General features: G+C 54.7%; 10 protein-coding genes. 7 read left to right on the top strand and 3 right to left on the bottom strand.

What is annotated here, in order from left to right; genetic code table 11:
• Positions 1-49: 49 nt before the first annotated feature.
• Positions 50-5476 (top strand): carboxypeptidase regulatory-like domain-containing protein, encoded by a 5427-nt coding sequence (locus tag FE783_RS17025; RefSeq protein WP_138880575.1) that lies wholly within the window; start codon positions 50-52, stop codon positions 5474-5476.
• A gap of 197 nt (positions 5477-5673) precedes the next feature.
• Here the strand turns inward: FE783_RS17025 and FE783_RS17020 are convergent, their stop codons facing one another.
• Positions 5674-7032, bottom strand: a complete 1359-nt coding sequence (locus FE783_RS17020) for an extracellular solute-binding protein (protein ID WP_138880574.1) — start codon at positions 7030-7032, stop codon at positions 5674-5676.
• 322 nt (positions 7033-7354) lie between these two features.
• Between FE783_RS17020 and FE783_RS17015 the strand changes: the two genes are divergently transcribed.
• Together FE783_RS17015 and FE783_RS17010 are read left to right on the top strand one after the other, a co-directional pair.
• Complete coding sequence (locus tag FE783_RS17015) at positions 7355-8206, top strand: hypothetical protein (RefSeq protein ID WP_138880573.1); 852 nt, start codon at positions 7355-7357, stop codon at positions 8204-8206.
• Positions 8184-10064 (top strand): FAD-dependent oxidoreductase, encoded by a 1881-nt coding sequence (locus FE783_RS17010; protein WP_138880572.1) that lies wholly within the window; start codon positions 8184-8186, stop codon positions 10062-10064. Before FE783_RS17015 ends, FE783_RS17010 begins: the two co-directional genes overlap by 23 nt.
• A gap of 98 nt (positions 10065-10162) precedes the next feature.
• On the opposite strand, the gene FE783_RS17005 is transcribed toward FE783_RS17010, so the two are convergent.
• The gene (locus FE783_RS17005; protein ID WP_238403114.1) at positions 10163-11746 is read right to left on the bottom strand and encodes an ATP-binding protein; all 1584 of its coding nucleotides are present in this window, start codon (positions 11744-11746) and stop codon (positions 10163-10165) included.
• A gap of 409 nt (positions 11747-12155) precedes the next feature.
• On the opposite strand from FE783_RS17005, the gene FE783_RS17000 reads away from it, so the two are divergent.
• The 3 genes from FE783_RS17000 (at position 12156) to FE783_RS16990 (ending at position 14521) form a co-directional block, all read left to right on the top strand.
• Positions 12156-12719: a rhamnogalacturonan acetylesterase gene (locus tag FE783_RS17000; RefSeq protein WP_338015866.1), complete on the top strand. Its 564-nt coding sequence runs from the start codon at positions 12156-12158 to the stop codon at positions 12717-12719.
• 204 nt (positions 12720-12923) lie between these two features.
• The gene (locus tag FE783_RS16995; RefSeq protein ID WP_138880570.1) at positions 12924-13943 is read left to right on the top strand and encodes a hypothetical protein; all 1020 of its coding nucleotides are present in this window, start codon (positions 12924-12926) and stop codon (positions 13941-13943) included.
• 50 nt (positions 13944-13993) lie between these two features.
• On the top strand, positions 13994-14521 hold the full coding sequence (locus FE783_RS16990) for a MarR family winged helix-turn-helix transcriptional regulator (RefSeq protein WP_238403113.1): 528 nt from the start codon (positions 13994-13996) through the stop codon (positions 14519-14521).
• A gap of 118 nt (positions 14522-14639) precedes the next feature.
• Here the strand turns inward: FE783_RS16990 and FE783_RS16985 are convergent, their stop codons facing one another.
• Positions 14640-15038, bottom strand: coding sequence for a YhjD family protein (locus FE783_RS16985; protein ID WP_138880569.1), 399 nt, complete (start codon positions 15036-15038; stop codon positions 14640-14642).
• A 235-nt stretch (positions 15039-15273) separates the two neighbouring features.
• Here FE783_RS16985 and FE783_RS16980 point away from each other — a divergent pair, with 235 nt between their 5' ends.
• Positions 15274-17040, top strand: coding sequence for a M91 family zinc metallopeptidase (locus FE783_RS16980; protein WP_138880568.1), 1767 nt, complete (start codon positions 15274-15276; stop codon positions 17038-17040).
• Positions 17041-17230: the final 190 nt, after the last annotated feature.

Below are 17230 nucleotides of genomic sequence, written 5' to 3'. Positions count from 1 at the left end.
TGTCTGCTCCGCCTATGGTTTATAACATAGTAGGAAAGAAGGATGAAGCATGGCAAAACGGTTTAAGGTCCACGCCCTGATTGGTCTCATAGCAGTTCTTCTTCAGTCGTCGATATGGTTTGTCCCCTCTTCCGCCAAAGCGGATCCGTCCGGCGACAGCGAGCTTGCCGCAGTCCCTCAGCCGATTCACTACGATTCCGACAAATGGGCCGTTATTCCGAAATGGAATACGGCTCCAACGATAGACGGCCAATTGAATGAGTGGCAATGGGGGCTCGCTGCGAAGCTCGGGGATTTCAAGACGGCATTTTACGAACACTCCTTGTCGCAGGATGCGGAATACCGGATCGCTTACGACGATAATCAGCTGTATATCGGCGGCAGTATTGCCCGCTTGGAAGCGGATACACTGGCGTTTATCGAAATCATCCTTCGTCCCGCCGCCGGGGGTGACGAATTCTATACGGTGAAAATTCCGCTCCCGACCGCACAAGCTCCCGCCTTGACGACGATCTGGAATCCGTCGCCTGACGTCGCTTTTTTATCGGCGGATGAAGGCAAGCGGGTGATCTCGACGTTTACGAACGCTACCTCGATGCAGCAAGACAGACGAATCGTGGAGGCGGCCGTCCCGCTATCCTCCATCGTACCGGATGGTGTGTTCGCAGAAGACGAGTGGCAGATGAACATTATGCATGTGCACAATCTGTACACGCAGCCGCTCAGCTCCTGGGTGCCGGTCCGGCAGTCCGATCATTGGCACGAGAGCGGTCCTACCGCGAGGATTCGCGCAAGCGTAGTCGATCAGGATCGGTTAGGAAGCATCTACTTCTCCCGCATTCCGAGAGTGATCGCTGAGAACGGGACCGTGATGCTGCCGTGGCATCCGAAAGATGCGGATATGGAGCTGCTGTATCGCGGGTTCACGGAGAAGCGGCTGACTCTAACGCTGCCGGCGCTTCAGAACGGAGGGCTGGGGCAGCTGGGCAATCAAGCGCTGAAACAGTCCACCGTCGAGCTTTTGTGGAAGGAGCCGGGACGTTCATGGCAAAGTCTGGGCAATCATGCCTGGAGCGAGGACGGGAACTCCTTCCGCTTGGACTTCCAGCATCCTGCTCCGCTCGCGAACGGATCGTATCAGCTGAGATTGGTGCTCTCTCCAAAGCCGGCGTTCTTGAAAGGAATCGCCACGCTGACGTTCGACAGGGAGGCACTCGTGTCGGCAGGCTCTGCGGCTTATGCCGCCGGACCGAAAGAACCGGACGTCATGCTCGAGTGGAGAGAGCCGTCAGCCGAAGTACAGCGCATCAAGGCGCTAATTCCGCCGCAGCCGGGTTTTCAATTCGTCGGTCTGCCGGAGCTGCCGGAATTGTATCCGGGCGGATTGTATCAGTTGTCCGCGGACGGCCTCCGACTGACCGCTTCGCGCACCGGGACCGTGTACCCGAACGAACGGTTTAAGGAAGACAAGTCGCTCGTGCTCACAAATGCGAAAGGCGAGACCGTCTCGATTCCGTACTACGAGGACGCCTCCGGCGAGCGATACTTCATTACGGCTCATTTGTGGTATTTGCAGAAAGCCCGGGCGATCAGTCAGACGGCGTCGCTCGCGAAGACGGATCCGCTGGGCGCGGCGCGTCTGCTGTACGAATTTGCCAAAGCGTACGAAGGCTATAATCCGACCGTCGACCGGGTGGCGGGCAATCTGCACGCGAACCTGTCGGCGGATAAACGATCGGGTCCCCCGTACGCCTACTGGGGCGGCGTGTGGGAACGATGGTGGTACAACGATTTGCCGCAGCTGACCCCATTGATCAAAACATATGCCGAACTGAAACAAACGAATGCGTTCGATCTGCTGCAAGCGGAAGCCGGAGAAGACGTGGAGCGGCGGATCATGCAGGGGATGATCGTTCCATCGGCGGAATACGTGCTGACGTATCCGGACTACTTGGGCAATATGTCGTTTCAGCCTTGGAAAGGATTGATCGAAGTTGGCAAGGCGCTCGAGGAGCCGGACTATATCCACCGTGTCGTCGAACTGATCGAAAGTCTTGTGACCGGCATGTTCCTGTCGGACGGTTACTGGCAGGAAGTGTCGCCAAGCTATCACTTGCAGACGGTTAACGGCTTGAAGCAGGTGGCAGATCAATTGCGGGGCTGGAGCGATCCGGCGGGTTACGTGTCGCCGCGAACCGGCATCCGGTTCGACAATCTGGATATGGAGCAGATGTTCCCGATCATCCGGCGGGCGGTGGAGAACGGTAGCAAGTTAGTCTATCCCGACGGGAAAGTGGTGCCGATTACCGATACGTGGGCGAACGGCAAGCCGTCCGATCCGCAAATCGACGCAGGCTCCTTTCTGCTGCCGGCGGCTAAAATCGGCCGCCTGACCGGGGGAGCAGGACCGGGCCAGACGCAGCTGAATATGGGCTTTCAGCCGAAATACGGCCACGCGCATCTCGACCCGCTGAACTTGACCTTGTATGCGCAAGGCCAGGAGTTGCTGCCCGACCTCGGCTATACGCACAATACGTTTTACCGTTGGTTCGCGCTCTCGACGATGGGCCATAACACGGTCGTTGTCGACAGTAAAAATATGGTGAACGGCGAAAAGGCGAAACAAGGAGGCAACGTTGAAGCGTTCGTAACGGACGGCGGCTTGTTCCAGGCGATGCGTGCCGATTACTCGTCGGCGTATGGCGTGACGGAGAAGTACAGCCGGGAGCCTTGGTTCGTTCCGTTCGCGGACGGCGGCGGAGAGCACGGCTACGTGCTGGATCTGTTCCGTGTAAAGGGTGGAAGCCGGCACGAGTATACGCTGCAGGGAGACGCGAATCGCGACGCGGAATTTACGACGGATATGACGCTTACCGACTACGGTCCGTATTTGCTGCCTCCGGGGACGAACGTGGTGCAGCCGGTAAGCAATAGCGACAGCGGCAGCGCGGAAGGCCATTACCCGGGTTATATTTACGTCCGCGATGTGAAGCAGGCACAGCTGGAGAACGACCGGTACGACTTGACCTTGGTAACGCAAACGGGCGGCAAGGAGCAGGCGAAGCTGAACATAACCGGATTGCTCGAGACGGGTAGCAACGAGCTGTATCTGGGACGATCTCCGTCGCTCCGCTCGATCCGTCTTCAAGGCACCGCCATGGACAACAACGACGAAGCGGTGAAGTACACGATGCCGAAGCTGGTGCTGAGACGGGATGGTACGAATCTGCAAAGCACGTTCATGACTGTCATGGAGCCGTTCCGCGGAAACGAAGCCCGGATCGAAGCGATTGACCGGCTTCAATTGGATCAGGCGCCGGAAGGGGCGGCGGCGGTTCGGATCACTTACGGGGATACGACGGATATTCTGTTAAGCAATCCGGATTATCCGGAGTTGCCTTTGACGACAGGCGATGTGACTATGGTTGGAGAGATGGGCTTAATCCGTCTTATCAACGGGGAAGTGCGGGAGATGTCGCTCGTGGGCGGCACGCTGCTTAAGAAAGGCGACCGGCAAATCGCCGGATCGGGTTTGCCGATGACGGGCAACGTCAGCGGTACGAAACGTGCGGCGAAGGGCGACGCATACGATGCGCTTGTAGTGGACGCGGCAATCCCTGAATCTTCAGCAGGCCAATATATCATCGTGAACCACCCGGATCAAAGCTCTACCGGCTTCAAAATCGGGCAGGTGCTGCGGGAAGGAGCGCAATCGATCGTTGTGCTCGCCGAGCAAGATCCGGGCTTCGAGGTCATGGCGGACGGATCTTCCAAACAAATGTATTATCCCGGCCGCAGCTGGACTGCGAATCATACGTTTGCTTTGTCCGGTACGGTAAGCGCTCAAGTGTACGGAGGTCCGCCCGCGTTGACCAGCTCCGTCACCGGATCCGTTTACGGGGATAACGGCAGACCGATACCGGGAGCGAAGGTCCATTTGACCGGATATACCAACCTTACGGCGGTCACGGATGCGGGCGGAGCATTTACGATCCCCCATATACCGGCCGGAACTCAGCGGGTGACGGCGTCCGGGGCCGGATATGCCAAGACGGTATCGGATGCGGTATACGCCATTCCCGGTCAAACGGCGCATGTTTCTCTCATAATGAAGAGTCTGCCTCCGGAGCTGAACGAGGTTACCCCCGCCTTGTTGATGAAAGGCGATCCGGTGCATGTGAAGGGCAATAGCAACGGTTACGTTCATATCGTACCTGCGGATACGCCTCCAACCAAAGACGCGATCGAGACGGTGAGCGCGAGCGTTTATGGAACGAAGGCGCAAGCGTCGGCGAACGTACCGGCGGTTTTGAGCACGGCCTCTATAAGCGGCGGCAAGTACAACGTGTACTTGATCAATGACAGGGGCTTGGTGTCTTCGGGTAAAGAGCTTGTCGTCCTGCCCCCCAATCTGGACAAGATGGAGGACACTAGCCCGTTCATCTCCTATGTCGGCAAATGGGAACGGTTCAGCTTGTCGAGCTATTCCGGCGGTACTTTGATGCTGGGCCGGGAGAAGGGAGCCTATATGGATATTCCTTTCTACGGATCATCCGCCAAAATCATTGCGGATCTTCATACCGCGCGGGGCAAAGGGAAAATTTATGTCGACGGCGTATACGCCGCCACGATCGATTTCTACAGCAGTCCGATTCGATATAAGCAGGAAGTGTTCGATACCGGACCGCTCGAGGAAGGGATACACACCATTCGCATAGAGGCGCTCTGGGAGAAGCATCCGAGCTCGACCGGCTACAATGTTTCATTTGATGCGCTGCAAGTGTTCCGATCGGACTTCTCTCTCTCGGGAGTGTCGGCAGGTCCGCTCGTGCAAGGCCAGCCGGTGACGGCGACGAGCTCGAGGAACGGCACGCTTTATCTCGTTCCGGCCGCCACAGCAGCCTCCCGCAGCGAGATCGAACAGGCAGGTGCGGGTAACGGCGGGATAACCTCCCCGGCAGCGGCAGGAATTCCGAGTTCTCTGAATACAAGCGGTCTGCCGGCGGGCTGGTATAAAGTGTACGCGATCGATACGAACGGCAGGGTATCCCTCGGGTCGAACGCTATCGCTATCGTCGCCCCGCAACAGCAACCTACTGTCATGGAAGACAGCAATCCGTTAGTGCGTTATACGGGAGACTGGAGAGCGTTTTCCAACACGTTATATTCGGGCGGTACGATGAAGCTTGCTTTCGAGAAAAACGCTTATGCGGAGATTCCGTTTTACGGCACATCGGCCACGTTGATCACCGATCTTCACACTGCGCGAGGCAAAGGCGCTGTATACGTTGACGGGGTATATGCGGGAACGATCGACTTCTACAACAATCCGATTCGCTACAAGCAGGAAGTGTTCCAGACGGGATTGCTGCCGCAGGGGGCGCATCTCATACGAATCGAAGCGCTGTGGCAGCGTAATGCCGGTTCGACGGGTTATACGATACCGTTCGACGCGCTTAAAGTATCGGGCAACTAAGAGACGAGACGGATTCAATGTGCTGCAAGGGGAACGCCGCTTGGTCGGCTTCCCCTTATTTTTGGTAAACGGAGAGGATCGGACTATGAAATCATACCGGGCAAGTTGTCCAGGGTTAGGGAACGGGCCGTTCAGTTTTCTAAAAAGAGCAAAAAACCGCCCGGAGGCGTGGCCCCCAGGCGGTTTTGCGTCTGCTCTTACTTGCTCTTCGCCTCTGCGATCGCCTGGTTGATTTGTTCCTCGGCGAGTCTCAGCATCGTGTTGATATCGGTTCCGTTGTTGATCATGTTCCCGAATTCTTTGTTCAGAATGCCATCGGCGTTGACCAGCGGTGCCAACTTCGTGTTGGGGGTCAGCGTCTCGGCGAATTTGTTGTGGAACACCGCTTTGAAGTTTTTGTTTTTGGAGCTGCTCTCCGCTCCCAGCGTGGCGCGTATCGTTTCGTTGGTCAGGATGGTCGGACGGCCTTCCTTGTTGGCGGCCAGCTGCACTTCGTCGGTCAACAGCTGCGTAACAGCCAGAAAAGCTTGCTCCGCTTTTTTGTTAACGTTGCTAATGAAATAATAAATGGTGTTCGCCTGATAGCCGACCCCGGCCTTGTCGGAGAAGGTCGGAGCGGCGACGATATCCCAATTGAGGTCCTTCGTTCCTTCAAACCGGCCGTACCCGGACATCGGCGCCACGACCATCGCGATATTTCTGTCCTTGTAGAACGCATTCAGCTCGTTGTCTCCGTTAAATGCTCCAGTCGGCTTGTTGCCCACTATATCGTAGAAGCTTTTGTAAGTTTGGAACATCTTCTGATATCCCGCGGTGTTGACGGACGCTTTATCGCTCTTGGCATCGATCGGCAGCAAGGAAAGCTGGTTATCCTTGATCATATTGCTCGTGAACAGCGACATGCCGCGATAATTGACGCCGTCGACCGTCCTCGTCATTTGCGCGGCCAGCTTCGCCGTTTCATCCCACGTCATCCCGTTTTTCGGATAGGAGACCCCGAATTTATCGAAAATGTCCTTGTTGTAGAACAGTACAACCGCGTTCGTATATTTGGGCAGACCGTACAAGGCCCCATTGCCGGAAGCGTTTCGTAACGATTCGATGGAGGAGGACTCGATCCTCGACAGATCATATTTATGTTTTTTGACCAGGTCCGTAATATCGTATTGAAGCTGGAAAGGAAGAACTGCGGTGTACAACCCGCCGATAGAAGTAATAACGATGTCGGGCGCGCTCCCGGTCATGACCATATTGTCCAGCTTGACCTCGGCTCCGCCGATCAAGTATTTGAGTTTGATGTTCGGATATTTGGCGCGTACGGGTGCCTCGATGGTCCGTTGAAATTCTTCTTGAGTAATGGAGGAAACCCCGGAATAGATGGTCAGCTCGACCGGCCCGATTTGATCGGCTGTACCGCTTTGTGCATTCGAAGCGGACGGATCGGCCGCCGAAGGCTTGTTGGCGTTGCCGCCGCCGCATGCCGTTAATAACGACAAGCATAATGCCGCACTCATCCACGGAACGATTGTTTTGGTTTTGCTTTCTACTCGATTCATTGATTCATCCCCCCGAATATGGCTGCCGAATCATCATGAAGGAAAGCCCTTACCCCTCGGCAACTTCAATTATATGTAAGCGGTATCATAAGTAAATGGAGAAAAAAAGGAATACATGGAGAAATAGTTGCCCTTGCGATGTTCAAACATAAGTCCATATAACAAATCAATATTCCATTTTAACCGGTTTGCCGAGAGACTATAATAGCTTTACGGAACAGGAGGGAACCGTTGGACGACGTTTTCTTCGCACACTTTCACTCATGGGTCACCGATGTGTATCGAAGGATGCCCATCGTGATCATACAGGAGGAATGTTCAGGTGGATCGCACAGAATACTCTTTATTGATTTGCGGCGCAACATTGGCCGGTCTCGGCGCGGCGGCGGCTGCGTCGGAGGCTAAGCGGGACGTCATTGTCGTGGAGCGTACATCACTTGTCGGGCGCGAGTTTATCGAAGCTTTTAATCCGGGGAGCGGATGGGGGAAGCCGGCTACGGATTTCGGCCGGAACGTCCGAAACGACTGGGTCGAGCGCAATCTGATGGAGGAGAACGGTCCCGTGCATTTGCCGGGCCTGCATCCGGTGTTATGTCTTCATATTAAACGATACGGGCTCAAGGTCCGGTTCCTGACCGAGATAGTCGGGATTGCCGAGCGCGACGGTCGTTACGAGGTGCTGCTGCAAGATGCTTCCGGCTGCCGGCCAATGCTCGTCGGAGAAATATTGGATACTTCTACGGAACGTCTTACAGTGCCGGGGCAATTGGTTGTACCGGGGAGCAAGCGGTTAAACGCTTATCTGCACCATCCGGACCTTCGGAACGCGGCAATTCCGGCTCCGTTTGACGAATCGATGACCGTATGCCGGGGCCGATTCCCATCCGAAGTCATCTTGAAAGTAAACGTCGCTCCCGGGGCCGATTGGCTGGAGGCGAGACAGCGGCTGCATCGCTTTTGGCAGGCCAGACCGGCGGAGTGGGCTTCGTGGACGATCGCGGCTGTAGCCGGGACGTTCGACTCGACGGTACCGGGGGGGCTTCAGCGGCTCGGGGAACGATGGAGCTGGCTGCCTTCGGAAGCGTTTGCAAATCCATTGTCCGCCATCGATCAAGGATACGGCAGTTATACCGGAACGGAGGGGAAGCGCGATGCAGCCAAAGCCGGCAAGTAACGAATTGCCAAGAAATGCACAGGAATCCGGGACGGCCCGGGAAGCTTATGACGTTATCGTCGTCGGACTCGGCACGGCGGGATCGATTGCTGTCATTGCGGCGGCACGAAAAGGATTGCGGGTGCTGGGGATCGACCGTCATACGAGCATGGGAGGGGCCGGTACGGCCGGCGGCGTGCTCGGCTACTATTTCGGCTCCCGGGGCGGATTGTTTGAGGAAATCGACGCGAAAGTGCCGGCGACGGAAAAGAGCGTATATACGCCCTCCTTCGGCATCAATGCGGAAGGAAAGCAGTATGTGCTCGAGCGCGAGGCAATCGAGGCGGGCGCGACGATCCGTTACAATACGACCGTCATCGGTGTGCTGACGGAAGGCAGGACCGTCACCGGAACGGAGTGCTTCTCCCCGGAGCTCGGACGCTATACGGCGAAGAGCCGTGTCGTCATCGACGCGACGGGCAATGCGGACGTGTGCCGGCTGGCAGGCTGCGAGCTGCGCGGCGGACGCGAGTTCGACGGACAGGCGCAGCCTTTCTCCAACGCCTTGTTCAAGCTGGACGGAGAGCGCGTACGCGGTTTTTATACCGATTCGGGCTATGTATTTCCGGAGGACCCGGACAGCATGTCGGAAGCGATCGTGGGCTCGGCGCTGTTGTCCACCCATCTGAAGGCGCGGTATGACGAGGAGCACAGGTTTATGCGGATCGCGCCGCAGCTTGGCGTTCGCGAGAGCCAATTTATCGTCGGGGAATACAATGTAACGCTGGCAAGCTTCCTGGAGGAGGACTATTCCCGCGAACCGCTGTTCATGGCCTATTCCAATCTGGACAACCACAGCAAGGATATCGCCTTCGAAAGCGAGCTGCAAAGGGATTGGACGGTAGCGGCCAGCCTGTGGGGGTTGAAATTCACCGTGCCGATTCCGCTCGGGGCGCTCATCCCCAAAGGGTTCGAAGGATTGCTCGCCGCGGGACGCTGCCTGGCGGTCGATCACGATATGGCTTCGTGCGTCCGGATGAAACGGGATATGCAAAAAAGCGGGGAAGCCGCAGCATACGCCGCTTTTCTCGCCGTCTCGAAACAGGTTCCGCTGAAGGAAGTGCCATATCCGGAGCTAGCCGGGCTGCTGCGGGAAGCGGGTTGCTTGTCGGAGCGCGACAAGGTGTATTTCGAGCAAAGGGTCGCCCATGAAGACAAAGCGAACGGTCCGATCCGCTGGCTGGAGGAAGTGACGGAGATCCGCTCGGGCTTATCCGATGTGAAGCCGGGTGTGGCGATCTGGTCGGCCAAACGGCTCGGCGAAACGATCCGGCCGCATTTATTGGAATGGATCGGTCCGGATAAGCCGGAGCATCTGCGTAAGCACAGCGCGATGGCGCTCGCGCTGCTTGGCTCTCCCCAGGCTGCTCCCTTGCTGCGCGACATGGTTCGCGAGCGGGACCCGTTCGTGCCTATGACAAGCTTGAAATACAATCAGGCTCGAGGTTATGCGGCCGTATACTTGCTCGGCAGACTGGCCGACAAGGAGGCGGTTCCCGACTTGCTGCGGGTACTGGAGTCGCGGGAAGGCTTTACGTATAACGACCGGAACAAAGAGTTTTTGTCCGACGAGCAGGATTTGCGCTTCCAGTACGTCTCCTATGCGCTGATGGCGCTTACTTCCATCGGAGACCGTCATGAGGAGACGCGGCGGACAATCGGGGAAGCGTTCGGACGCTATTTGTCCCAGTTGGACGGCTCGCTGGTCATTTCCTTTAAAGGAAGCTCGGAAATCCGCAACGTAATGGACGAAAAAATCCGTCAGTTGATCGACAGGACCTTCCGTCGATGGGGGAAACCGGTACCGAATCCGGTTTGACATTGCACGCCCTTACGGGCGGACGAACAGGCGCTTCCGTGAGGAGGCGTCCGTTCGCGCTTTCTATGGCATGAAGAAGTCGGCGACTGTGTCTTTCTTCAGGAATGGACAGAAGGTGAAACGGTCCCCGGCGGCGGCGACTTGAATATAACGTCAGCCAACGCTTGTTGAAGCGTCGCTTTCGTAACCGCTTTATTTTCGAACGTTAGTCCGGTGCGCACCATCATTTTGACGAATCCCGGCCGGAATCCCGTTATGATGCATTGACATCCCATCATGCGAACTCCGTCGATGACCCCAATCAGCCGTCTGATCACATCGGGCTCGACCTCAAGCACCCCGGACAAGTCGATAATCAATGTTTCGATGTGCGCCGTACCGATTTGCGTAATGACCTTGTCTTCGATCGTCAACGACCGTTCCGTATCGATCGTGCCGATTAGCGGAAGGATGGAGATGGATGGGGTGAACGGTATGATCGGTACGGAAAGATCGTCCATCATTTCGCGCTGGGCCCGGATCAGATCGTCCTTGAACTGGGAGTAGCTGATGAATAAATGGTTGACGAACAGATCCATCAGCTCGTTAATCCGCTTCTCCAGATTGAAAAAATGCTCTTTGTCGGAAATAGTGCCGCTCATCAGGTCATAATTGTACAAGAAGCTCCATAGCACCCGCCGCACCGCCTGCAGCCATTCCAGCTTGAAAGCGAGGGTGAGGGAATGTTTGGCCCAGGTGACGCCTTCGGTCTTGGCGAAGGAAATTACCTCGTGCTCCCGGCCCTCCACGATAAAGATGACGAGCTTATATGCGTTATCGAGCAGATTGATATTGCCGACTCTTAATATTTCATCGATTTTATCCCGTACGTTGACGGCTTCCGTCAGCAACTGCTCTTCGAACGCTTTTCGGTTCGTCCTGAAATATTGTTTCAGGTCCATTTGCTCGGTTGATTGCAGCTGCAGTCGAACCACCTCTTTATATTTTTTGCTGTGCGCCGCGACGGGGAACGTAATCGTGAATCGGGTACCCGTCTTTTCGTCGCTCTCCACCTGGATGAAGCCGTTATGCTGGTAAATGACGGAGAAGACCAGCGTCAGACCCATGCCCGTACCGTTTTGCTTTGTTGTAAAGAACGGGGTGCCGAGCATATTCATTTTTTGTTTCGGTATGCCGGTGCCGCTGTCTTGGATGTACACCGTGACGCGACCGTCCGAGGCCGAATGCCCGACGACGATTCGGCCTTTGCCCGGAATCGCTTCGAACGCGTTTTTGAGCAAATTGAAAAACGCCTTTTTCAATTGATTTTTCCTGCCCGATATGTAGGTTCCAGGGTCTTGGAACGATTTGACCAGCTCCACCCGGTAAAATTGATCTTGAAACAATTGCATCAGCAGTTCCAACTCGGCCGTCAAATCAATCGATTCGAAAGGCTCGTCCTCAAGATCGGGTTTGGACACATTCAGCAGATTTTGCAAAATTCCGATCGCATTTTCCAGTTCCGCTTGGGCTACCTCGATGTAATGCTCTTCTTTTCGTTCCTTTAGCAGCTGCAAAAAACCTTTTACGGCGGTTAGCGGGTTTCTTACCTCGTGCGCGATCCCGGCGGCGATCTGTCCGACGGACGCCAGCTGACTGATATGCGCTTCGTTTCTGGGTGAGCGGTGGGCTTCTGTTGACAAGATGTGCATACCTCCGTTGCAAAAAAATGGAACAACCAGATTATACAATCTATCAATTTATAACTAATATAAGTATAAATGATTCGATTGCGAAACGGTAACAATATTTCACGGACCGAGCGGCCTGCACGGAAACGTTCATTCTTGGCGCATTGGAAAGTTGCACCGGTTCACCGTTGTGATCCCAATCGCATACCGGATCAAATGGGATATAATGGAGCCAATTAGACGAGTATGCGACTAACGAGTCCTTATAATCCTGCGATAAACAGCAGACTAAAGTTGGAGGTAGCTTAAAGTGACAACTTTGTTTTTAGCCGGCGATTCCACAGTTTCCGATTACGCCGCGAATAAGGCGCCGATGGCCGGATGAGGGCAGTGGATCGGGGACTTTTTCACCGACGGAGTGGTGATCCGTAATGAAGCCCACGGGGGGCGAAGCTCCAAAAGCTTTATCGACGAAGGCCGCCTCGACCGCATTGCCGAGACGATTGCAGCCGGCGATTATTTGTTCATCCAGTTCGGCCACAACGACGAGAAGACGGATGAAGCCCGCCATACGACTCCGGACGGTACGTATCCGCATTATTTGCGCCGGTATGTCGAAGCCGCCCGCTCCCGCGGTGCCGTACCCGTACTTCTATCCCCGGTTGAATGTCGCTCGTTCGACGTAGACGGGAAGCTCGTTCATACGCACGGCGATTATCCGGACGCCGTACGCCGGCTTGCCCGGGAAGCGAACGTGCCGTTCATCGAGTTGTGCGGCAAAAGCCGCGCGTTGCTGGAGGCGCTCGGAAGCGAGGCGTCCAAACGGTTGTTTTGCTGGCTGGAACCCGGGGAGGAGCCGAACTATCCGGAAGGTTTGCGCGACAATACGCATTTTAACGAATACGGTGCGAGCGAGATGGCCCGACTGGTGGCCGAAGGCATTCGCGAAGCCGGATTGCCGCTTGCAGAACGATTGTTAGTATGAAACGGAATGATCCATTGGGGAATGGGGAACGAAGCCTGCTGCCGTGTCGATTGCGGTAACAGGCTTTTTTAAATAGGGTTTTGTATGAAGTAACAATCCAATTGACTATCTGCTTTTATTCAAATATACTTAGGTTATCTAATTAATAGGTAATCGAACAATTAGGTGTTCTATGTAATTTAAAAACGAAAGGAGCATTCCATTATGCGTATGCGCGGAGTGACCTATGACACGGGATTCCTAAGTGAAGGAACCAGTACGCACCCCAATTTCGATGCGGCTAACGTGTATCGAGAGATGGAAATTATTCGGCGCGACCTGCATTGCACTGCCGTACGAGTGACGGGCGGCGAACCCGTTCGCCTGGAGATCGCTGCGCAAGCGGCGGCGGCAGCGGGTCTCGAGGTATGGTTCTCGCCGTTCACAAACGATCTTGACCAAGATGAGCTGCTTGTCTTGCTCGCGGATTGCGCGGAACGTGCCGAACGTCTCCGAACTTCGGGAGCGGAGGTGGTTATGGTCACGGGTGCCGAACTCATGCTCTTTACCCGCGGCTTCTTTCCCGGAGAGACATTGCCGGACCGCCTCGCGGCTTTGTCCGAACCGACGAAAAGTCGTGCTGCACTAGCGAAACTGCCGACTCTGCTCAACGGCTTCCTTGAACGTGCCGTAGACGTCGTGCGAGCCCGATTCGGCGGTCGTGTTACGTACGCGTCCCTGCCCACTGAACCTGTGAACTGGGAACCTTTCGACTTCATCACCGTCGATGCCTACAACTCCGCCGAGATTGCTCATCTCTATGCCGATTCCATCAAGAAGCTGGCCGGCTCCCATAAGCCTCTGGTGATCTCCGAGTTCGGATGCACGACCTTCAAAGGTGCTTTCGATCTGGGCGCACGCGGAATGTTCATCGTCGAATGGGACGGCGCGCGTGCAGTACGGCTGACAGGCAGCTACGAGCGTGATGAGTCCGAACAGAGCCGATATTTCAACGAAAGCGTCGCCGTTTTCGAAGAGGCTGGAGTCGACACCGCATTTTGGTGTACTTTTGCTTCCCACAACCTGCCCTTCGACGAAGACCCCAATAATGATTTTGATCGAGCGTCTTACGGGATCGTGAAGGTGCTGAAGGATACACTCGGCACGACTTATCCCGGCCTGCCTTGGGAGCCCAAGGAAGTATTTTACACCATTGCAGCGCGAAATGCCGTCGCGGAAGCTTAGAAGCGTTGCGCACTACATCTGGACTGATCTACAATACGGAGTAGTTCCCAATGGCTATTATTCGAGGAGTGATTGGATTGTCGGAGGAGCAGAAGGAAGTAGCGAAGCAGTTAATGGAATCGTACTTCCAATCGCAGGTCGGAGGAAATATGTTGCAGAATCGCTCGGTCTATAACCAGAAGCCGGGCGAGATTATGGTGCTCTATTACATCAGCATGAATGTCGGGGATGACGGCCCGGGATTGATGGTTTCGGAAATAAGCGGAAAGCTGAATGTGACTTCGCCTACGGTAACGCAGCATATCAACAGTCTGGAAGCACAAGAGCTCGTCGTGCGCCATGCCGATCCTGCCGATCGGCGAATTGTCCGAATCCGGCTTACGGATAAAGGTAAAACGTATATACAACGCGTAAATGAGGCACGCCTTACTATGTTCGTTGGTCTCGTCAACCATCTAGGGGAGGAAGAAAGCCTGCTTTTTGCCGAGTTGATGAGAAAAGCTTCGGACTATATGCTCAAACAGCAGGAAATGTATCTCCGCAGTTTCTTGCCGGATGAAAATAGGAGAACTGAATAAGCGACCGTTTTGTCTTCAGAAGGGCAGTATAAGGTGAAGTCCGACACATATGCCGAGCTGATGGCTGCCGAGATGATTGGCAGCCTCGTAATGCTTAACTTCGAGTTTCTTCGCGTTCTTAACCAACGTGACCAACCTCCCGATCGACCACCCGCGCAGCATCTATATTCAATCCGAGATAATAATCCGTAAGGAGCGCAATCTCTGCGTCAAAAGCCCCCCAATACAACGAATATACGTTTCGCTTACCGTTATGTCTGAAGGTCCGGTTAATGCCGTTACGATTACGCTTTTCCGCGTATACTTCGATGCCGCGCCTTTTCAGACCCTCCGTTAACCGTTCGATATCTGCGTGAATCCGGCTTATCGTGAGATCGGCGAGCCGGACGTATGGAGTCATTGCGCTATTGGAAGCGAAAAAGGTTCGGTCGGACTCGAATGCGGATAAGACAACGGGCAATATGACGAGATTGCGTATTAATACCATATCATCGGCGGATTGAGTTGGCGTAATCATAGGAACACCTCCGTTTTGAGTTTGCGAACGTTTGTTCCTATTATAACCGAACGGATGCGAACGCGCAACCGGAGTCCGGGATTTTCGGAAGCAATCGCTATCCTGATTGTAAATACTTGGGAACGATGCTAGACTAAATGGGACAGCTGGATATATCGGCAAGAGGAGCGGGAGGAGCAGGAGGAATAGGCGGCAACTAACACATTCGAACCTTTTCAATGAAAGAGGGGAACTTATGGAACGGATGCGCAATCGGACGGCGGGACAAGGCAAGCGGGCTATGTCTCGCCCAATCCGTGGCACGGAAACGAAACGGGCTGTCCCGGATACGATGTGGACGCGTGTGCTGCAAATGCAGCGGACGGTGGGAAATCGCGCGGTCGGTCAGTGGCTGACCCGTTCCCATCCCCCTGCAACGACGATTCAAATGATGAGGGATAAAGATACATTCCTCTCTCAACGTACTTCTCGGGAAGGGCAAAACGAGCTGCTCGGGCAGATTGCCGATCAACTGGAGCAATATCGGTCGCTCAACAGCGATAACGACGCAAATGGACAAAATCGGCTGCGTGTCCTGAAGCAATTGGATACGCATATCCACAATTGGATGAATACGTTCGTCGAAAGGAAGATCAGCGATGTTCCGAACGGCGACTTGCTGGTGTCGTTGTTGAAGGAAAGCGAGGATGAGCACCGCGAGCTGGTTAAGGAAATCGCGCGTCAGGAAGCGCTTGTTCCGATCGATACGGCCGGCATGGGGGGCGATGACATCGAAATCGTCCATACGATTTGGAGGGAAATCGTAGCGGGAACGGGCAATCTTAAAATTTTGGAGAAAACGGAGGGCTTTCGCGACCGAATGTTAGCCGCGATCGCCAAGCTGCTGCAGGGGCCGAATGGACGTAAGCTGATTGCCGAGCTGAATGCCGCGCAGGACAGCGATAAAAAACAGGTCATCTTGTCTTCCAATTTTGCCGAGGAGCTGACCGGCACCGGCATCGCCGAAACGACTTCTAATGAGGCGATCCCGCGGAGCGGTCTCGAATCGAAAGATAAACGTTACAATTTCAAGCCCGCTAAAGATGAGGAACTGTTGGGAGTGGATAAGTCCACAGTTCCCGATTACGTTGGGGATGTGGGGGATGCCTCCGCAGTCAATCGGTTTTTGCATGAGAACCGCGGGCAGCCTTTTTTCAAATTCAACGGCAAAGTATATAAGACCGGCCAATCGACAGGCAGCCTTGTACGTATAAACGACGATGGGATGAAAAAATTGGTCGGCCAAGGAAATCAGGAAATCGTCACTCCGGAATTTGTCACGGTCGGCCATGAATTAGGTCACGCTTCCCGCTTCATGAAAGGGATGGTGCCGGATTCCTTCGTCGGCGTCGATCAGTTCGGGGTGGGAGGCAAGGCCGACCAGATGCTGTGGCATAACGCCGAAGAATACCTCAACATTAATTCGGTGGAAAATGAGGTGCGCGACGATCACGGCATCGGCAAAAGAAAGTATCATGCCGGGTCGGTCGACAACGTGAATAAGCAAGTCTTGCACGAGCGGTATGACTTGCGGCGTACGGGGTTGTTCAACCGGTTCGAATGGGCCGTAACGCAATTGTTCAAACATAGGGAAGCGAACCGGGTGCTCAGAGCCGAATTCGTGGAGCCGCAGGCCGATTTCGGCGACCCCGATGCCATTGAACTGCTGATGAGGCGGCTTGATGAGCTCGAACCGATTCTGGCCGCTTTGGAGCCATTGAAGGGCAAAACGCCGGAAGATTTGTACAACAAAGCGAACAAAGGCGTCAAAGCGCGGCTGGACGACGACGACCAGTTTCAGGAGTATAAATTTTTATTCGAGCAGGCGATCGAAAATGCGCCGCTTGACGGACTCGTCGCGGAGTTGGGCCGTTTGTACGAATTGGCGAAAGGACGGAGCATGAGCATGGAGTTCAAGACGGCCTCATTGCTGGAGGATGTCGATTTCGACTTCACCTTCTAGAAGGAAGGCGTTTAGAGAGTGGATTTATCAATACGTCAAATGAGATGTTTTTAGAGCCTTCGTAATGACACGTTAAAATAGTTTACTACGTTAAATGTCTTATCTAGGGACTATCCTTGTATCCTAGCATTTGCGAAGTAAATAAAGGCCCCGTGAACAGCGGGGTCTTTTTGTCATGACCTATGCAGTT

Source organism: Paenibacillus mesophilus (assembly GCF_005938385.1).
Taxonomy (GTDB): domain Bacteria; phylum Bacillota; class Bacilli; order Paenibacillales; family NBRC-103111; genus Paenibacillus_AB; species Paenibacillus_AB mesophilus.
The sequence above is the reverse complement of the archived record's forward strand: the minus strand, read 5'-3'. Positions and strand labels throughout refer to the sequence as shown.

Excerpts from the sequence above, each read along its gene's own strand:
- FE783_RS16995 (WP_138880570.1), top strand. The coding sequence starts at position 12,924 with ATGCGTATGCGCGGAGTGACCTATGACACGGGATTCCTAAGTGAAGGA.
- FE783_RS17020 (WP_138880574.1), bottom strand. The coding sequence starts at position 7,032 with ATGAATCGAGTAGAAAGCAAAACCAAAACAATCGTTCCGTGGATGAGT.
- FE783_RS16980 (WP_138880568.1), top strand. The coding sequence starts at position 15,274 with ATGGAACGGATGCGCAATCGGACGGCGGGACAAGGCAAGCGGGCTATG.
- FE783_RS17010 (WP_138880572.1), top strand. The coding sequence starts at position 8,184 with ATGCAGCCAAAGCCGGCAAGTAACGAATTGCCAAGAAATGCACAGGAA.
- FE783_RS16985 (WP_138880569.1), bottom strand. The coding sequence starts at position 15,038 with ATGATTACGCCAACTCAATCCGCCGATGATATGGTATTAATACGCAAT.
- FE783_RS17025 (WP_138880575.1), top strand. The coding sequence starts at position 50 with ATGGCAAAACGGTTTAAGGTCCACGCCCTGATTGGTCTCATAGCAGTT.
- FE783_RS16990 (WP_238403113.1), top strand. The coding sequence starts at position 13,994 with ATGGCTATTATTCGAGGAGTGATTGGATTGTCGGAGGAGCAGAAGGAA.